The sequence below is a fragment of the Streptomyces sp. NBC_01463 genome (assembly GCA_036227345.1).
Taxonomy (GTDB): Bacteria; Actinomycetota; Actinomycetes; order Streptomycetales; family Streptomycetaceae; genus Streptomyces.
The window spans coordinates 2,681,283-2,699,632 of sequence record CP109468.1; the positions used below are offsets into that span (position 1 = coordinate 2,681,283).

Below are 18,350 nucleotides of genomic sequence, written 5' to 3' on the forward strand. Positions count from 1 at the left end.
CCGCGGGTGCTCGCCGGGGCGCTCACCGGGGCGCCCCGGACGTCGCCTGCCGGCTGCGGCGCCGGCGCGCGGGACGCACCGGCGGCCGCCGCCGGCCACCTGGTCGTGTCGGATCGTTCACCCATCGGCCGTACATCGCCCGTCGCCCCCCTCGCGTGTGGCTTCCTCCCCGGCGCCGCCCCTGCCACGGCGCAGCACCCCTTTCGGGACGATACACCAGACTCGTCACACAGGGACATAGTTCCTCTACTCTCCGTGACGACCTGCGGAGTTGTCGCCACGGAGGGGGACGGAGCGTGTCCGCAGCGTGTTCAGCCGGTGGTGCGAACGACGTTGTGCACCTGCTCCCCCGCGGCGAAACGGCTGACCTGTCCGGCGATCAGACGCTTGGCGCGCGGCAGGAACGCCGAGGTGCTGCCGCCGACGTGCGGGGTGATCAGGACGTTCGGAGCATGCCAGAGGGCATGGCCGGAAGGGAGCGGTTCCGGGTCGGTGACATCGAGCGCGGCACGCAGCCGGCCGGACTCGAGTTCGGACAACAGGGCCTTGGTGTCGACGACTCCGCCGCGGGCCACGTTCACCAGCAGCGCCCCGTCGGGCATCGCGGCGAGGAAGTCCGCGCCGACCAGCCCCTGCGTGGACGGGTTCAGCGGGGTGGACAGAATGACGATGTCGGCCTCGGGCAGCAGCGCGGGCAGGTCGTCGAGTGTGTGTACGGGGCCGCGTGCGGTTGTCCGCGCGGAGCGCGCGACGCGCGCCACCCGCGCGCACTCGAAGGGCGCGAGCCGGTCCTCGATGGCCGAGCCGATCGATCCGTACCCGACGATCAGCACGGACTTGTCGGCGAGCGCCGGGTAGAAGCCGGACCGCCACTCCTCCTTGTCCTGGCCGTGCACGAACCCGGGGAAGCCGCGCAGCGAGGCGAGGATCAGCGCGAGGGTGAGCTCGGCGGTGGACGCCTCGTGCACCCCCTTGGCGTTGCACAACTGCACGCCCGCGGGCAGCAGGCCGAGCCCCGGCTCCACGTGGTCGATGCCCGCGGACAGCGTCTGCACGACCCGGACCCCGCTCATGTCGCCGAGCGGACGGACCGCGATCCGGGGCCCCTTCATGTAGGGGACGACGTAGAAGGCGCAGTGCGCGGGGTCGGCGGGGTAGTCCTGGGCACCGTCCCACAGACGGTAGTTGAGGCCCTCGGGAAGTCCCTCGATCTCGTCGGCCGGAATGGGCAGCCAGACGTCGGGGACCGTGGCGGAATGCGTGGTGGAAGTCATGGTCAGGAGGCTATGCGAAGCCCGGCGGGGTGCAGAGGTTAGCTTTGGGGGTGCGGTGCGAGGGAGGGTTCGGGGAGTTGGAGCGCAGGAGTCTCGGTGCGGCGGCGCTCGCCGTGGGTGCGGTCGGTCTCGGCTGCATGCCGATGAGCTGGGCGTACAGCGCCTCGCGGCAGCGTGGTGACGGTGCGCTGCGCGCGGTGCACGCGGCGCTCGACGCGGGCGTCGACCTGCTGGACACGGCCGACATGTACGGCCCGTTCACCAATGAGCTGCTGGTGGGCCGGGCTCTGAAGGGGCGCCGGGAGCAGGCCTTCCTGTCCACCAAGTGCGGTCTGCTGGTGGGCGATCAGCACATCGTGGCCAACGGCCGCCCCGGCTATGTGCGACGGGCCTGCGACGCCTCGCTGCGGCGGCTGCAGACCGATGTGATCGATCTGTACCAGCTCCACCGGGCCGACCCCGAGGTGCCCGTCGAGGAGACGTGGGGCGCGATGGCCGAGCTGGTGAACGCGGGCAAGGTGCGGGCGCTCGGGCTGTGTGCGGTCGGTGCCAGGGCCGCTCGCCGGCCGGGGGCCCGGATGCACGACGAAACGATCCGGCAGCTGGAGCGGGTCCAGCAGGTCTTCCCGGTGAGCGCGGTGCAGGCGGAGCTCTCCGTGTGGTCGCCGCAGGCGCTGGAGGAGCTCGTTCCGTGGTGTACGGCGCGCGGGGTCGGGGTGCTGGCGGCGATGCCGCTGGGCAGCGGCTATCTGACGGGGACGCTCACTCCGGGGCAGGGATTCGAGCCGGCGGACCTGCGGGCCAGGCATCCGCGGTTCACCGCCGAGATGATGGCGGCGAACCAGCCGGTGGTGGTGGGGCTGCGGCGGATCGCCGAGCGGCACGGGGCGACGCCCGCACAGGTGGCGCTGGCCTGGGTGCTGCGGCAGGGGCCCCAGGTGGTTCCGGTGCCGGGGACCAAGCAGGAGCGCTGGGCGGTCGAGAACGCGGGAGCCGCCGCGCTGGCGCTGACGCCGCAGGACCTCGCGGAGATCGACCGGCTGCCGGCCGCGCGGGAGTCGTGGGACTGAGCGCCCGGACACCGGCCGCCGGTCGTTGGCCGCTGCACATTGATCGCCGAGCGAGAAAGTCCGCGGGCATCGGGAACCCTGGGCCCGGCCGCGGTGTAAGAACAGTAGACAGGCGGCCGTCGAAGGGATCGGTGCTGTGCGCGGTGCGGTGTTCGGATCTGAGCAGGACCCGGTGGGGCGTCGTGCGACGCGTCGCGGAGGTGGCCGTGGTGCGCGGCGGGGTGCGGTGGCCGTGCTGGCGGCCGGCGCCCTGATGCTCACCGCGGGATGCTCCTCGCAGGAGGGTGCGGAGAGCACGGCGGGCCAGGGGGCGAGATCCCCGTCCGGCTCCCCGAGGACGACGGGCCCGGCCGGCTCGCCGTCCGCCCCGGCCTCGCGTCCCGCGGCGGACCTGCCGCCCGCGAAGGGCACGGTGAAGGTGGTGTCGACCCTCACGGAGGGCCTGAACTCCCCTTGGGGGCTCGCGGAGCTGCCGGACGGCGACCTGCTGGTGGGCTCGCGCGACAAGGGGACGATCACCCGGATCGACGCGAAGAGCGGGAAGAAGACCCTCCTGGGCACCGTGCCGGGGGTGGCCCCGGCCGGCGAGGGCGGCCTGCTGGGCATCGCGGTCTCCCCCACCTTCGGCACGGACCACCTGGTGTACGCGTACTTCACCACCGCTTCGGACAACCGCATCGCCCGCATGCTGTACGACGAGGACGGGACGACCCCCGGACAGCTGCTGGGCGCCCCGGACACGATCCTGCGGGGCATCCCGAAGGGCTCCATCCACAACGGCGGACGGATCGCCTTCGGCCCGGACCACATGCTGTACGCGGGCACGGGCGAGACCGGGGACGACGGTCTGGCGCAGGACAAGAAGTCACTGGCCGGCAAGATCCTCCGGATGACCCCGGACGGCGAGCCGCTGCACGGCAATCCGCAGGCCGATTCCGTGGTGTATTCGTACGGTCACCGCAATGTGCAGGGCCTCGCCTGGGACGGGCACAAGCAGCTCTGGGCGGCAGAATTCGGCCAGGACACCTGGGACGAGCTGAACCGGATCGTGCCGGGCGGCAACTACGGCTGGCCGGAGGCCGAGGGCAAGGCCGGCGAGGCGGGGTTCCGTGATCCCGTGGCACAGTGGAAGACGTCCGAGGCGTCCCCGAGCGGCATCGCCTTCGTCAAGGGTTCGATCTGGATGGCCGGTCTGCGGGGTGAGCGGCTCTGGCGGATCCCGCTGTCCGGTACGGAGGACAAGGAACCTCTGGCGGCCCCCCAGTCGTTCCTGGAGGGGAAGTACGGCCGTCTGCGCACCGTGCTCGCGGCGGGCGGCAACAGACTCTGGCTCGTGACGAACGAGACGGACGGCCGCGGCTCACCGAAGCCGGGAGACGACAGGATCCTGGTGGCCGAGGTGAGCTAGCGGCCCCAGGCGGAAGGGTGCGCGGCCCGTGTTCAATTTCTTCGAGGAACTCTTCGCACCCGGCCGCAAGCACACCGCCGAGGAGCAGAAGCGGCTGGAGCTGACCCGGGTGGACCTCGGTGTCGGGGACCCGGCGCGCGGCCCGATAGACCTCACATCGGGCAAGGTCGTGGTCCGCCGTCGCGACGGGGGCGGCGACGACGGTGACGGTGACGGCGGCGACTCCGAGGACACCGGGGCCGACGGGGCGTGACGCCGGGCCGGACGAGGACCGGTCCGGTCCGGCGCGGGAGCGCGGCCCTAGGGCCTCTCGTTCGGATCATGCCGGGCTCGCGGGCCCCGGCACGCGCTCCCCCAAGCTCTCGGCTTCGCTCGAGCAGGGAGGGGCCCCCTCCCGCGTTGTCGTCGGTCGCCCATGCTCCTTCCCCAGGCTCTCGGCTTCGCTCGAGCAGGGGAGACCCCATCCGACTCCCTCCTCCGCCTTGCAGCCGCACGCACCGGACCCCGCTCCCTGATCCAGCCTGATCCAAACGAAAGACCCTAGACGGCGTCCTTCGGCATCCGGTACAGCCGCAGCCGGTGGGCGAGCGCGGCCGCCTCGCCGCGGCCGCTGACGCCGAGCTTGGCCAGGATGTTGGAGACGTGCACGCTCGCGGTCTTGGGTGAGATGTAGAGCTCCTCGGCGATCCTGCGGTTGGTGTGGCCGGCGGCGACGAGCCGGTGCACGTCCTGTTCGCGCGGGGTCAGCCCGAAGGACTCCACCGCGGCGGCCGCCGCGGCCCGGAGCTGCTCCTCCGTGTGGTCCGGGCCTCCCCCGGCCTGCTCCTCGCCGTGGTCCGGGACGGTCACGGCCAGCGGGATCGCCTCGTCGGAGGCGGGTGCCCGGCCGGGGGCGGCGTCGGGGTCGGTGAGGGTGATGCGGGCGCGGCCGGCCAGCAGCTCGATGGTCTCGGTCAGCGGGCGCGCGCCCAGGCGCCGGGCGGTGCCGTGGGCCTCGCGCAGCAGCGTGGTGGCCGCGGTCCGGTCGCCGGAGGCTATGAGCAGGGCCTCGGCCCAGCGGTGGCGGATCTGCGCCAGTTCGTACGGGCGGTGCAGCGGGGCGAAGGCCCGGGCGGCGCCGGACCAGTGGTCCGGGGTGTCGAGGCCCTCGGCACGGGCCAGTTCGGCGTCGATCAGCACCCCGTAGGCGGCCCAGATGGGGACGAGCGCCGGCAGCCGCTTGAGGTGGCTCCGGACGAGGGCGAGGATGCCCGGCCGGCCCGGTTCGGTGGCGGGCAGGCCGCGGGCGTCGGCCTCGGCCGCCGCGACGACGTGCAGCATGGGGAAGGCGTACCGCTGGGTGCCGGGCGGGAAGCCCTGCGCCGCCTGGGCCTCGAAGGCGGCCCGCGCCTCCGGCAGCCGCCCCTGCTGCACCGCGATGGTGATGGCGTGGCGGACGGGGCTGATGAAGTGCTGCGGCTGCGGATCGCTGGACCCGAAGCTCCGCCTGGTCAGCGCGAGTTGAGTCTCCGCCTCGGCGAGGTCCCCGCGGGCCAGGGCCACTTCGGTACGGCGCGCGGCCACCAGTCCGTGGGACTTGCGGGACAGGCTCTTGCGGGCGGCCGCCTCGGTGGTGGCGAGGGACTCGTCCCAGCGGCCGAGGGAGAACAGCGACATGGCCTGGTTGCTGCGGGCCCAGGCCTCCATGTCCGCGACACCGTGGTTGTGGCAGATCTCGATGCCGTGGTCGGCAGCGGCCACCGCGTCCAGGGAACGGCCCATGGCTTCGAGGGTGGAGGGGAGGTTGATGCTGACGCGGCCCATGATGCCGACGAGGCCGAGTTCGTCGGCCCGGTCGCGGACGGCGTACATCTCGGCGATGCCCTCGTCGACGGCTCCGGCGTCGGCGTTGAGCCAGCCGCGGGTGAGCCGTGCGTGCAGCTCGATGTACTCGTCGCCGACCAGCCGGGCGTACTCCACGGCCCGCTCGGCCGCGGCGAGGGTGTCGGCGCCCGGCTGGTGCAGGGCGCCCCAGCCGGCCACGCTCATCAGGACCTCCGCGTGCACGGCGGACGGGGGCAGGCCGCGGACCAGTTCCTCCGCCCTGGCCAGTTCGTCCCAGCCGTCGCCGCGGGCGACGTCCTGGACCAGGCGGGAGCGCTGGACCCAGAACCAGGCGGAGCGCAGGGCGTCGTCCTCGCCCTCCAGGGTGCGCAGGGCCTTCTTGCAGAGCGTGAGGGCGCGTTCGCGGTCGCCGCCGAAGCGGGCGGCGACGGTGGCTTCGGCCATCAGGTCGAGATGGCTCAGCGGGGCGGAACCGTCGCGGCCACAGGCCGGGTACACCTCGGCGTAGTCGATGGGGCGCAGCGTGCCGCGGGTCTCGTCGGGGACGTCGTCCCACAGCTCCATCGCCCGTTCCAGCAGCCGCAGCTGTTCGGCGTAGGCATTGCGGTGGCGGGCCTCCACGGAGGCCTTCAGGACGGCGGGCAGCGCCTTGGCCGGGTCGTGCGCCCCGTACCAGTAACTGGCCAGGCGGGTGGCCCGCTCCCCGTCGCGGACGAGGGTGGGGTCGGCTTCCAGGGCCTGGGCGTAACGGCGGTTGAGCCGCGAGCGTTCGCCCGGGAGCAGGTCGTCGCTGACGGCCTCGCGGACCAGGGAGTGCCGGAAGCGGTAGCCGTTGCCCTCCGGGGTGGTGAGCAGCAGATTGGCGCCGACGGCTCCCCTCAGGGCCTCGATGAGGTCGTCCTCGGCGAGGCCGGCGACGGCGGCCAGCAGCTCGTACTCGACGGCGGAGCCGCCCTCGGCGATGATGCGGGCGACCCGCTGGGCGTCGTCGGTGAGGGCTTCGACCCGGACCAGGAGGAGGTCGCGCAGGGAGTCGGGGAGTCCGGCCCGGTCGTCGCAGTCCAGGGTGCAGGCGAGCTCCTCGACGAAGAAGGCGTTGCCGTCGGAGCGCTCGAATATCTCGTCCACCAGGGCGGGTTCGGGGGTGGTGGCCAGGATGCCGGCGAGCTGGCGGCGGACTTCGGCGCGGTTGAAGCGGGAGAGCTCGATGCGGCGGACGGTGCGGAGCCGGTCCAGTTCGGCGAGCAGGGGGCGCAGCGGGTGGCGGCGGTGGATGTCGTCGGCGCGGTAGGTGCCGATCACGACGAGTCGTCCGCTGCGCAGCGTACGGAAGAGGTAGGCGAGCAGGTGCCGGGTGGAGGAGTCGGCCCAGTGCAGGTCCTCCAGGACGAGCACGACGGCGCGGTCGGCCGAGATGCGCTCCAGGAGCCGGGCGGTGAGCTCGAAGAGGCGGGCGGTGCCGTGTTCGTCGGCCGCGTCCCGGCCGGTCTCGCCGAGTTCGGGCAGGAGCCGGGCCAGTTCGCTCTCCTGTCCCGCGCAGGCCGCGGCCATCTCGTCGGGCAGGGTGCGGCGCAGGGCGCGCAGGGCGGTGGAGAAGGGGGCGTACGGCAGGCCGTCGGCGCCGATCTCGACGCAGCCGCCGACGGCGACGACGGCCTCGCGGCGGAGTGCCACGGCGAGGAACTCCTCGACCAGGCGGGTCTTGCCGACGCCCGCCTCGCCACCGACGAGCAGCGCCTGCGGCTCGCCGCCGCCACCGCCGGCCGGGGCTGTGCCCCGGGCGGTGGCGCGGGCGAGCGCGTCCGTGAGCGCGGTGAGTTCGCCTGTGCGGCCGACGAACACGGGACTGACTGACCTGGTCTCCACGTCGCCGAGCATCGCACACGGCTCCGACAGCGTGAGCGCCGGAATCTGAACGGGCACCGTCGTCGGTTCCCTAGGCGGCGTGCGCGAACCGTTCCCGGTCCTGGTCCGCACTCACCGTCCTCTCGGCTTCCTGGCCCGCACTGCCGCGGGCCGCCCGGCGGGCCCGGCGGGCCTCCCGGACGAGTCGCTCGCGGTCGGCACGGCGGATGAGTTCGGCCGAGAGGACCTTGTGGAGTTCGAGCTCGTACATGTGATTCCCCCTGGGGACGGGCCCGTTGGGCCTCGGTGGCGGCAGTGCTTCTGCCGTGCCACCACTCTCGTCCCCCAGGGGGTGCCGCCACATCGGGCGTGTGCCGCATCTGTGACGGCCCGGGGGCCTTAGGGAGTGCCTCATGCCGCCCGACGCGGCCGGGCGGTGCGCCCGGACATGCCTTAGACCGGGCGGCGGGGCTCCCGAAGCACGCCCTGAGGGCGGGACAGCCCTTAGCCGGCGGGTGCGGCCGGCGCGGTCGGCAGGGCGACGATGAGATCGAAGTACATGGCGACGGCGATCAGCACGCCCAGCGCACCGAGGACGATGCCGCCCTTGGCGACGGCGCGGACCCAGCCGGCCTGCGGGTGCACGGACGGCTGACCGAACGCCGGCCGGACCAGGACGTAGCTGCCGACGAGCAGCGCGACCAGCCCGAAGAGGCCGTTGACCAGGGCGGTGGCGTGCCACGCGTCGCCGTAGATCTCGGAGATCTGCTGTCCGGCGGAGCCGCCGGACGACGTCTTGATCTGCCCGATCAGCGTCTCGCGCTCGGCGGCGACCCGGCCGCTCCAGGCCCCGCTGAGCGAGACGATGCCGAGTCCGACGGAGACGATGCCCGCGCCCGCGGCGGCGAGACGGGAGGACTCCTTGGTGGCCTCGTCGTCCAGCTCCTGCTCCAGATCGGCGTCCTGGTCCGGGCCGGTGTCCTGGTCCGGATCGGTGTCCTGGTCCAGGCCGGTGTCGGACGCGGGCGCCTTGTCGAGCCGCGGCGCCGCGTCCTCGGTGCTGCCGGTGCCGTCCCTCTGCTCGGTGTTCGCGATGTCAGCAGACTTTGCCGTCTTTGCGTCCTTTGCGTTCTTTGCGGCGTTCTGCTGCTCGTCGTCGCCCTCGGCGACGGGAGCGGTGGGAGTAGTGGGAGTTGTGGGGTTCATCTGCCGCACGCTAGGGGCGGCAGATGAGAACCCTCTTAACGTGCCCGTCCCAGCCGGTCCATGTAGTCGGCGAGCGCCGGTGCCCAGCAGCCGTAGTTGTGCCCTCCGTCACAGGTGGGGGCCAGCGCCGATCCGTCGCCGTAGTCGACGAGGCGGCTGGGAAGACCGAGCGCATCCAGGCGCGCCTTGACGTTCTTCGTGGCGATGCGGGTGAAGTGGTCGATCGGCCCCTGACTGCCGGTGTAGAGCGTGACCTCGGCTCCTTCCAGCCTGGCGAGGTTGGCCGGGGCTGCGGGGTCGACCGCGTTCCAGATGCGGTCCGCGCCCAGGACCGGGTACGGGGAGCCGAAGATCGCGTCGCTGTCGACGGTGGGCCCGTATCCGGTGCACCGGCCGGTGCCGGCCGGGCTGGACGTACTCACCGCGCACCAGGCGCCCGTGACGTTGAGTTCGGTGGCCAGGACCGCCGCCCGGACCTCCGCCATGCCGAAGTCGATCCCGCCGGACAGCGAGGCGACGTGGCCGAAGAGATCGGGCCGGGCCTCGCCGTAGTGCAGTGCGCCGAAACCGCCCATGGACAGCCCGACGACGGTCCGGTGGCTCCTGTCGGCGAGGGTGCGCAGATTGGCGTCGATGAACGGGACGACCTGGTCGAGGTGGAAGGTCTCCCAGTTCGCGGCGCCCACGGAGGTGTTCTGCATCTGCCAGTCGGCGTACCAGTTCTTCAGGCCGGCGTCCGGTACGACGGTGATCATCGAGTCCGCATGCAGTGCCGGTGCGGCGCCTGCGTCGTCCACGGTTCCGCCACCGCCGTGCAGGAAGTACGCCACGGGCCACCGCTTGTCCGGGGACGCCCGGTAGCCGCTCGGCAGGAAGATGCGGATCCGGTGCGGGCCGGAGACCTGTCCGGTGGTCACGGTGACCGTGAAGTCGGTGTCCGAGCGCGCCTCGGCGCCTTCGGCGACCTGAGTCAGGCCGAAGCCGTCGTGCAGCACCGGGGGCGCGACGCCCACGGCGTGTACGGGCGGAGCGGCGAGCGTCGCGGCCGCGGTCAGCGCGGCGGCGGCCAGCGCCGCCCGGGTCCGTCCTCGCCAGGAGGTCAGCAGGGTCCTCATCGGGTGTCCTCTCCGAGAGCGGGTGGCTCTCACGGTGAGGGGAGAGCCGGCCCGGCGGCCGGGCCGTGGACCGGCCCGGCCGCCGGGGCTCCCCCTCCGGTCGCGGTTCTCAGAGCGCGCAGAACGCGTCCGTCATGGCCTTGCCCGTGTGGGCCTGTCCCTGCGTTCCGGCGAGCATGTGGAACTCGTTGTTGGCGTGCAGTACCTGCTCGGTACCGTCCTCGCTGGTGATCCACTCGCTGAAGTAGCCGAGCACGGCACCGTTGTGTCCCCAGGCCCACTTTCCGCAGGGCAGCTTCATGTGCTCGATGCCCAGTCCGTAGCCCGCGTCGGCGGTCACCGGGACGGTGGTCTTGAGCTCGGCCAGCTGCGCGGGCTCCAGGAGCTGTCCGGTCAGCAGCGCCCGGGTGAAGGTGGCCAGGTCGTCCATGGTCGACACGATCGCGCCGGCGCTCCCGGTGACCTGCACGTTGGAGACCGTGTCGTCGCCGATGAAGATCGCCCGGATCGCGTAGCCGTGGAGGTGGTTGCCGTAGAGCGCGGGGTCGGCGGTGGGGAAGGTGGTGTCGCGCAGACCGAGCGGCTCGATGATGCGCCGCTGGACCTCCGCGGCCGGTTCCGAACCGGTGACGGCCTTGATCACCATTCCCGCGAGGACGTAGTTGGTGTTGGAGTAGCCGAACTTCTCCCCCGGTGCGGACGTCGGCGCTCGCAGTCCGAGGCCGACGTTGACCAGCGTCTGCGGCGGCAGGACCTCCCGGGGGTTGGTGTTGAGGAAGTACGGCCCGTTGATCTGCAGGGCGCTGAGGTAGTCGGGCAGGCCCGAGGTGTGGTTGAGCAGTTGGCGGATCGTGATCGTGGAGCCGTCGTAGCCGTTGGCGGCGACCGCTCCCGGCAGCCACCTGGCGACGGTGTCGTCCAGCGACAGCCGCTTCTCGCCCTCCAGTTGGAGCAGCACGGTGGAGATGAACGCCTTGGTGTTGCTGCCGATCCGGAACTGCGCCTTCGGGTCCGCGGGGACCTTGGTCGTACGGTCGCCCACTCCCGCCTGCACGTACTGGGTGGTGTCGCCCTTCCTGACCATGCCGATCACACCCGGGTATCCGTCGGCGACGCCCTGCTGGGCTCCGGCCCGGAGGATGTCCGCCGGGGTCGGGCCGGCGGCGTTCGCCGGGACGGCGGCGGCGGTCAGGAGGAGGCAGGCGAGCCCGGCGGCCGGCAGCAGTCGGCGCAGGTGCCTCCGCTTCCGTAAGGGCTGCCGGGCGGCGCTTTCGGTGCGCTCGCTCTCCGCGCCCGCCGCATTCTCCCTTTCCCCCGCGAAGCCTGTCCCGATTACATCGAGCATGTTCACTCTCATTCCGTCCCCTTTGTCGTCAGCGAGCGTTTCCGATGTGTGGTGCGGCCGTCCTGCCGCATTCCGGTCGCGCGTCAGCCCTGACACGCGACGACGATGATCAGCAGCAGAATCGCGATTCCCGCCATGTGAAGGAATCCGATGCTTCCCTTCGGGCGCCTCCGGTCGGTCTGCACATGACCGCCGGCGGGAATTCCGGGATGCTGCTTGAGGTAGTGGTCCAGCTGGCGCTGCGCCCCCTGGGACTCGCCCATCCACGGCGTCTTGAAACCGCACTCGCCGCACCAGAATCGATAGGCCATGTCCACTCCTCGTCGGTCGTGGCAGGAGAAGTCCGGGAGAGGCGGTCCGGTCCGGCTGCGCGCCGGTTGCCTCTCGAATGCCCTGCCCGGTGCGCCGCCCCGTGTCGGCGCACCGGGCACCACTGATCGTGGCGTTCGCGCTGGTCGCAGGACAGGACAAGCGACCGGCCATATATGACCGGTCGTCACGATAGGCTCACCGGCGCACACGCTCGGCTGCGGAGGGGATGTCGAAGTGACGGATCAGCTCGGCTTGTTGCTGCGCCGGCTGCGAAAGCGGTCGGGGCTGACACAGGAACAGCTGGAGGCGCGTTCCGGGGTGAGTGTGCGCACCATCCGCAGGCTGGAGACCGGCGGATCCAGCGATCACCGGCTGGGTACGGTGAACCTGCTGGCGGACGCCCTGGAGGCCGGGCCCGAGGACCGTCAGAGGCTGGCGGCCACGCTGGCGAGTCCGGCGGCGGCCCCGGCCGCCGCGAATTCCGGACCGCCGGGCGGACTCGCGGTCCCGCATTCCGCGCCCCTTTCCGTACCGGATTCCGCATCGGTTCCCGCCCCGGCCTCCCGGCCGGAAGAGCGTTCCACGCCTGCTGCCCTTCACGGCGACCTCACCGAACTCACCGAACTCACCTCCGCCGCGACGGAATTGGCGCGGGAGATCAGACGTCGGTGGCGGCGCGAGGAGGAACACCGGCGGGTCCATGACCCGTTTCCGCTCCCCGTGCGCTGGCAGGACGCGCCCGCGTCCCTCACCGATCATTCGGAGAACATCCAGCGGCTGCCGCCCGGCGCGATATCCGGCGGCGTGGACCTGAGCGGCGATCTGGGCAGCGTGGCCGAGGTCTACCGGCGCATCCTGTCCGGGCGGCTCGTGGTTCTCGGCCGGGCCGGATCCGGCAAATCGGTGCTGACGATCAGGTTCGTCCTGGACCACCTGGAGGCCCGGGCACCCGACGACCGGGTGCCGGTCATCTTCAGCCTCGGATCCTGGGACCCCACGGCCGTCGCGTTACGGGACTGGCTGATCGACCTGCTGGTCCGGGACCATCCGCATCTCACCCGCCGGACCCCGTCCGGTTCGACGCTCGCCGCGGCACTGGTCGACGCCGGTCTCGTGCTGCCGGTCCTCGACGGGTTCGACGAGATAGCGGAGGGGCTGCGGAGCACCGCGCTGGAGACGCTCAACGACACCTCGCTCCCGCTCGTCCTGACCAGCCGGCGCGGTGAGTTCGCCGAAGCCGTCGCGGAGACGGGCACCCCGCTGGTCTGGGCCGCCGGTCTCGAACTCACCGATCTGACCCTCGACGACCTCGCCGGCTACCTGCCCAGGACGGCGCGGCCGGTCCCGCGGAGTGATCGCGACGGGACGGCCGTCTGGACCCCCGTACTGGACGGGCTGCGCGCCCACGAGGGTGCGGCCGACGCCCCGCTGACCAGGGTCCTGAGCACCCCGCTCATGATCGTCCTGGCGCGGACGATGTACAGCGAGGCCTCCGACAGGGATCCGGTGGAGCTGCTGGACGCCGAGCGCTTCCCCGACGAGAACGCCCTGGAGGAACATCTGCTGGCGGGTTTCGTGCCGACGGTCTACCGGCGCCGCGTCGCCGAGCGGAGCGCGACCGGCCGCCGGGAGCGGCACCGGGACCCGGAGCGCGCCGAGCACTGGCTCAGTTACCTCGCCCACCATCTGGCCCAGCTCGACGGCGACCAGCAGGACCTCGCCTGGTGGCGGATCGGTGCGTCGTTGCGGCTGTCCACGCGGCTGCTGTCGGTGGTGGTGTCCTCGGCCCTCTGCGTCGCGCTCGCCGTGTGGTGCGTCAATCTGATCAATCTGCCGTTCCCGGTCGGCGAGGCCCTCATGCTGGGCTGTGCGATGGGGACGGCCGCCGGTCTGGCCTTCGGCTGCGTCCACGCGATCCTGGTCCGGTTCGGCACCGCGGCCTTCGAGCCCGCCCATGTCCGGCTGCGGCTGCCGGGCGCGCGCACCGGTGCCGGACGCAGACCGGTGCGTACGTTCGCCGCCCGGTTCGGTGCGGTGCTGCCGGGCGGATTCGTGATGGGCGCCGGCTGCGCCGCCGCTCTCGCGCTCCAGCGCCGGCTGTTCTACGGGATCCCGCTCTCCGACGAGCTGGTGATCAGGGGCACGCTCATCAACATGCTGGTCCTCGGCCTGATCTTCGGCGTCGGCGCCGGACTCGTCTTCGGGGTCATGGCGGTGCTCGAAGCGCCTCTGGACGTCACCTCCGCGGCGACCCCCGCCGGTCTGCTGGCCTCGAACCGCGCGACGGTGCTCCGGCAGGTGCTCGTCCTCGTCCCGGCGCTCACGCTGGCGATCGCGTTCGGCGGGGAGGTGATCACGGGACTGCTCGACGGCCCCCTCGGCACGCTGATCTGGCGGGCCGGGGACGGGCTCGTCATCGGTGTGACCGGCGGGCTCGGCGGCACGTGCGCGTACGCGCTCTCGTTCACCGCCTGGGGGCGGTGGCTGGTCCTGTCGCGGGTCTGGCTGCCCCTGACCGGGCAGCTCCCCCGGGACCCGGCTGCCTTCCTGGACGACGCCTACCGCCGGGGCGTGCTGCGCCAGACCGGCGCGGTGTACCAGTTCCGCCACATCCGGCTCCAGCACCACCTCGCCCGCACGTACCGGGAGCACCGGAGCACGTACGCACCGGCGCGGTTCGGTACGGGCGCCCCGAGGCTGTTGCAGAACGACTGAGCCGGGGCCGGCCGCTTCCGTTCCGGTCGGCCGGCCGGCCCGCGCCGCCGTCAGTGGACGCGCTGCGCGGCCGGAGCGGTCTCGTCGCTCTCCGGCGCGTACGCTCCCGGGATCTTCGCCCGGGGCGCTCCGTTGTCGGGCGCTTCGATGCTGATGCGCGGCAGCCGCCGGTCCAGCCAGCCCGGCAGCCACCAGTTCGCGCCGCCGAGCAGGTGCATCAGGGCGGGGACCAGCAGCGTGCGCAGGACGAACGCGTCCAGGGCCACGGCCGCGGCGAGCGCGATGCCGAACATGGCGATCACCCGGTCACCGCTGAGCACGAAGGCGAGGAAGACCGAGATCATGATCACAGCGGCCGAGTTGATCACCCGGCTGGTCTCGGCGAGGCCCACCCGGACCGCGCGCCGGTTGTCGCCGGTCTCCAGCCACTCCTCGTACATCCGCCCCACCAGGAACACCTGGTAGTCCATGGACAGGCCGAAGAGCACCGACACCATGATCACCGGCAGGAAGGGTTCGATGGGGCCGGCGCTGCCGAGACCCAGCAGCTCGCTGCCCCAGCCCCACTGGAAGACGGCGACGACGACACCGAACGAGGAGGCGACCGCCGCCACGTTCATCGCCGCGGCCTTCAGCGGGATGCCGACCGATCTGAACGCCATCAGCAGCAGCAGACAGCCGAGCCCTATGACGACGCCGATGAAGAGCGGCAGCTTGCCGATGATGACCTGCGCGAAGTCGTCGTAGCTGGCCGTCACCCCGCCCACATGGGCCTCCAGCGAGGTGTTGGCGGACGCCTTCGGCAGGACGTCCGTACGCAGCCGTTCGACGAGCTCGCTGGTCTGCCGGGACTGCGGCGCCGAGTCGGGGACGACGGTGACGTACGCGGTGTCGCCGCTGGAGTTGTACGTCACCGGGTAGGCCCAGGCGACCCCCTCGGCGGCGCGCAGCGTCGCGGGGAGCCCGTCCATCGCGAGCCGGTCGTCGGCGCCGTCCAGCTGTGCGGCGATGGTCAGCGGGCCGTTGACGCCGGGGCCGAACCCCTCGGCCAGCAGGTCGTACGCCTGCCGGGTGGTCGAGGTCTTCGCGTTGTTGCCCTGGTCCGAGCTGCCCAGGTGGAGCGCGAAGGTGGGGAGCGCGAGGACCAGCATCACGAGGACGGCGACGCCGCCTAGCAGCTTGGGGTGCCGTTCGACGAAGGCGGACCAGCGGTGCGCGAAGCCGGTGGGCGTCTCCGGCTGCGGGCCGTGCGCGGCCAGCCGTCCGCGCTCGCGCCGGCTCAGCGCCCGCATACCGATGAGGGACAGCAGCGCGGGCAGCAGCGTCACGGAGGCCGCCACGGTCAGCACGACGGTGAGCGAGGCGGCGATGGCCACGCCGTTGAGGAAGCTCAGCCGCAGGATCAGCATGCCGAGCAGGGCGATGCAGACGGTGGCGCCGGCGAACACGACGGCACGTCCGGTGGTCGCGACCGCGTGCCGCGCCGCGTCGGGGACGGTCATGCCGCGCCGCAGCCCTCTGCGGTGGCGGGTGACGATGAAGAGCGCGTAGTCGATCCCGACGCCGAGCCCTATCAGCATGCCGAGCATGGGCGCGAAGTCGGCGACGGTCATCACATGGCCGAGCAGCACGATGCCCGCGTACGCCGTGCCGACGGAGACGAGGGCGGTCGCGATGGGCAGCATGCTGGCCGCGAGCGAGCCGAAGGCGAGGAAGAGCACGACGGCGGCGACGGCCACCCCGACGGCCTCGCTGAGGTGCGCGGCCGGTGCCTCGGTGAGGGCTATGGCGGAGCCGCCCAGTTCCACCCGGAGGTGGTCGCCGGCGGCGGCCTTCGCCGTGTCGACGACGGCCTGCGCCTGCCCGGCGGGTACGTCGTCCGCCTGCCGGTCGAAGGTGATCGTGGCATACGCGGTGTGCCCGTCGGTACTGATCTGCGCGGCGCCCTCGTCCGTGTACGGGCTGCTCACGGCCCCCACACCCGGCAGCCGCTCGACGGTGTGGAGGACCGCGGTCATCTTCTGGGTGACCCCGGCGGCCCGCACGGTGGAGTCGTCGGTGTGCCACACGATGGTGTCGGTGTCGCCGCCGAGATCCGTGAAGCCGCTCTTCAGCAGGTCGGCCGCGCGGCCCGACTCGGTGCCGGGCGCCTCGTAGTCGTTGGAGTACGCGGAACCCGCGAATCCCGCCGCGGCCGCCGTACCGCCGAGGGCGCACAGCCAGATGAGTACGGCGAGGAGGCGGTGCGTGACGCACCAGCGGGCGATGGCAGCCAAGGGACGTACTCCCTGCGGGTTCGTGGCCTCCACGGACGTCCGGCAGGACCGTCCGTGTGAGAACGCATGACCTTGAGAACCGTCACTCTGACAGCCAACTGTGATCCTTTGCCCGTTTCGTGGCCTTACTCACAGCGGTCAGGTCCACATATGAGCGACATGCGCACCGCCGTACGGCGGGGGCGCAGTCGCCCCACGGGGACGGTCACCCGCCCGGCGCGGCGCGATGGCGACGGGCGGCCGGACCATGGCATCACGGTCCCGGTCACCGGTGTGCTCCGGCTGAGCATCTCGTACGCCGACCCCGCCGACTCCTGCGAGATGGGCAGCCTGATCCTCGGAGCCCCGACGCTCAAGAGGTGACGCGGTCGCGTCGTGCGCGAAGGGGCGGTGCGCCCGGTGGGAACCGGGAGCGCCGCCCCTTCGGGGTCGTACGGGAGGAACTCAGCCCTCGACGCCGAGCTTCTCCAGGATCAGCTCACGCACCCGGGCCGCGTCCGCCTGGCCACGGGTGGCCTTCATGACGGCGCCGACGAGCGCACCGGCCGCGGCGACCTTGCCGCCACGGATCTTGTCCGCGATGGCGGCGTTGCCCGCGATGGCCTCGTCCACGGCCGTGGACAGGGCGCCCTCGTCGGAGACGACCTTCAGGCCGCGCTTCTCGACGACGGTGTCCGGGTCGCCCTCGCCCGCGAGGACACCCTCCAGGACCTGACGGGCCAGTTTGTCGTTGAGATCACCGGAGGTGACGAGCTCGGCCACCCGGGCGACCTGCGCGGGGGTGACACCCAGCTCGTCGAGACCGCGGCCGGTCTCGTTGGCGTTACGGGCCAGCTCGCCCATCCACCACTTGCGGGCCTGGTCGGCGGGCGCACCCGCGTCGATCGTCGCGACGATCAGCTCGACCGCGCCCGCGTTGAGGATGGACTGCATGTCGTGCTCGGAGACACCCCACTCCTCCTTGAGCCGGGCGCGGCGCAGCCGCGGCAGCTCGGGAAGGCCGCCCCGCAGCTCCTCGACCCAGGTACGGGCCGGAGCGACCGGCACCAGGTCCGGCTCGGGGAAGTAGCGGTAGTCCTCGGCGTTGTCCTTGATGCGGCCGGCCGTGGTGGAGCCGTCCTCCTCGTGGAAGTGCCGGGTCTCCTGCACGATCGTGCCGCCGGAGTTCAGCACCGCGGCGTGGCGCTGGATCTCGAAGCGGGCGGCCCGCTCGACGGAACGCAGCGAGTTCACGTTCTTCGTCTCGGAGCGGGTGCCGAACTTCTCGCGGCCGTGCGGGCGCAGCGACAGGTTCACGTCGCAGCGCATCTGGCCCATCTCCATGCGGGCCTCCGAGACGCCGAGCGCCTTGATGAGCTCGCGGAGCTCGGCGACGTACGCCTTGGCGACCTCGGGGGCGCGCGCGCCCGCTCCCTCGATCGGCTTGGTGACGATCTCGATGAGCGGGATGCCCGCGCGGTTGTAGTCGAGCAGGGAGTGGGACGCGCCGTGGATACGGCCGGTGGCGCCGCCGACGTGCGTCGACTTGCCGGTGTCCTCCTCCATGTGGGCGCGCTCGATCTGCACCCGGAAGATCTCCCCGTCCTCCAGCTGGACGTCCAGATAGCCGTCGAAGGCGATCGGCTCGTCGTACTGGGAGGTCTGGAAGTTCTTCGGCATGTCCGGATAGAAGTAGTTCTTCCGGGCGAAGCGGCACCACTCGGCGATCTCGCAGTTCAGCGCGAGACCGATCTTGATGGCGGACTCGACGCCGATCTCGTTGACGACCGGCAGCGCGCCGGGCAGCCCGAGGCAGACCGGGCAGGTCTGCGAGTTCGCGTCCTGCTTGAGCTCGGTGGAGCAGCCGCAGAACATCTTGGTCTTGGTGCCGAGCTCTACATGGACTTCGAGGCCCATGACGGGGTCGTACGTCGCGAGGGCGTCCTCGTACGACTCCAGGTCGATGACAGTCACGGTGAAA

At 72.1% G+C, this 18,350-nt stretch carries 14 protein-coding genes; 5 read left to right on the forward strand and 9 right to left on the reverse strand.

Features of this window, described 5'->3' with window-relative positions; genetic code table 11:
- Positions 1–311: 311 nt before the first annotated feature.
- Entirely contained in the window at positions 312–1,274 is a 963-nt protein-coding gene (locus OG521_11625; GenBank protein WUW21399.1) for a 2-hydroxyacid dehydrogenase, read from the reverse strand.
- A 113-nt stretch (positions 1,275–1,387) separates the two neighbouring features.
- On the opposite strand from OG521_11625, the gene OG521_11630 reads away from it, so the two are divergent.
- The 3 genes from OG521_11630 to OG521_11640 all read left to right on the forward strand — a co-directional run bounded on the left by OG521_11630 (position 1,388) and on the right by OG521_11640 (position 4,005).
- Positions 1,388–2,344 carry an aldo/keto reductase gene (locus OG521_11630; GenBank protein ID WUW26648.1) on the forward strand — a complete coding sequence of 319 codons (957 nt, stop codon included), beginning with the start codon at positions 1,388–1,390 and terminating at the stop codon, positions 2,342–2,344.
- Between the two features lie 226 nt (positions 2,345–2,570).
- Positions 2,571–3,752 carry a PQQ-dependent sugar dehydrogenase gene (locus OG521_11635; GenBank protein WUW21400.1) on the forward strand — a complete coding sequence of 394 codons (1,182 nt, stop codon included), beginning with the start codon at positions 2,571–2,573 and terminating at the stop codon, positions 3,750–3,752.
- A gap of 28 nt (positions 3,753–3,780) precedes the next feature.
- The gene (locus tag OG521_11640) at positions 3,781–4,005 is read left to right on the forward strand and encodes a DUF6191 domain-containing protein (GenBank protein ID WUW21401.1); all 225 of its coding nucleotides are present in this window, start codon (positions 3,781–3,783) and stop codon (positions 4,003–4,005) included.
- Between the two features lie 287 nt (positions 4,006–4,292).
- Here OG521_11640 and OG521_11645 read toward each other — a convergent pair whose 3' ends face one another.
- The 6 genes from OG521_11645 to OG521_11670 form a co-directional block, all read right to left on the reverse strand.
- Complete coding sequence (locus OG521_11645; protein WUW26649.1) at positions 4,293–7,454, reverse strand: AAA family ATPase; 3,162 nt, start codon at positions 7,452–7,454, stop codon at positions 4,293–4,295.
- Between the two features lie 58 nt (positions 7,455–7,512).
- Entirely contained in the window at positions 7,513–7,692 is a 180-nt protein-coding gene (locus OG521_11650) for a hypothetical protein (protein WUW21402.1), read from the reverse strand.
- A 233-nt stretch (positions 7,693–7,925) separates the two neighbouring features.
- The gene (locus tag OG521_11655; protein ID WUW21403.1) at positions 7,926–8,627 is read right to left on the reverse strand and encodes a hypothetical protein; all 702 of its coding nucleotides are present in this window, start codon (positions 8,625–8,627) and stop codon (positions 7,926–7,928) included.
- 35 nt (positions 8,628–8,662) lie between these two features.
- Positions 8,663–9,742: an alpha/beta hydrolase-fold protein gene (locus OG521_11660; protein WUW21404.1), complete on the reverse strand. Its 1,080-nt coding sequence runs from the start codon at positions 9,740–9,742 to the stop codon at positions 8,663–8,665.
- A 109-nt stretch (positions 9,743–9,851) separates the two neighbouring features.
- Positions 9,852–11,087, reverse strand: coding sequence for a beta-lactamase family protein (locus OG521_11665; GenBank protein ID WUW21405.1), 1,236 nt, complete (start codon positions 11,085–11,087; stop codon positions 9,852–9,854).
- A gap of 83 nt (positions 11,088–11,170) precedes the next feature.
- Entirely contained in the window at positions 11,171–11,398 is a 228-nt protein-coding gene (locus OG521_11670; protein WUW21406.1) for a hypothetical protein, read from the reverse strand.
- Positions 11,399–11,633: 235 nt separating this feature from the next.
- On the opposite strand from OG521_11670, the gene OG521_11675 reads away from it, so the two are divergent.
- A complete protein-coding gene (locus tag OG521_11675) occupies positions 11,634–14,114 on the forward strand; it encodes a helix-turn-helix domain-containing protein (GenBank protein ID WUW21407.1) in 2,481 nt (826 codons plus the stop codon).
- Between the two features lie 50 nt (positions 14,115–14,164).
- Here OG521_11675 and OG521_11680 read toward each other — a convergent pair whose 3' ends face one another.
- Positions 14,165–16,390 (reverse strand): MMPL family transporter, encoded by a 2,226-nt coding sequence (locus OG521_11680; GenBank protein ID WUW21408.1) that lies wholly within the window; start codon positions 16,388–16,390, stop codon positions 14,165–14,167.
- Between the two features lie 150 nt (positions 16,391–16,540).
- Between OG521_11680 and OG521_11685 the strand changes: the two genes are divergently transcribed.
- Positions 16,541–16,753: a hypothetical protein gene (locus OG521_11685; GenBank protein ID WUW21409.1), complete on the forward strand. Its 213-nt coding sequence runs from the start codon at positions 16,541–16,543 to the stop codon at positions 16,751–16,753.
- 81 nt (positions 16,754–16,834) lie between these two features.
- On the opposite strand, the gene gatB is transcribed toward OG521_11685, so the two are convergent.
- Positions 16,835–18,343 (reverse strand): Asp-tRNA(Asn)/Glu-tRNA(Gln) amidotransferase subunit GatB, encoded by a 1,509-nt coding sequence (gene gatB, locus OG521_11690; GenBank protein ID WUW21410.1) that lies wholly within the window; start codon positions 18,341–18,343, stop codon positions 16,835–16,837.
- Positions 18,344–18,350: the final 7 nt, after the last annotated feature.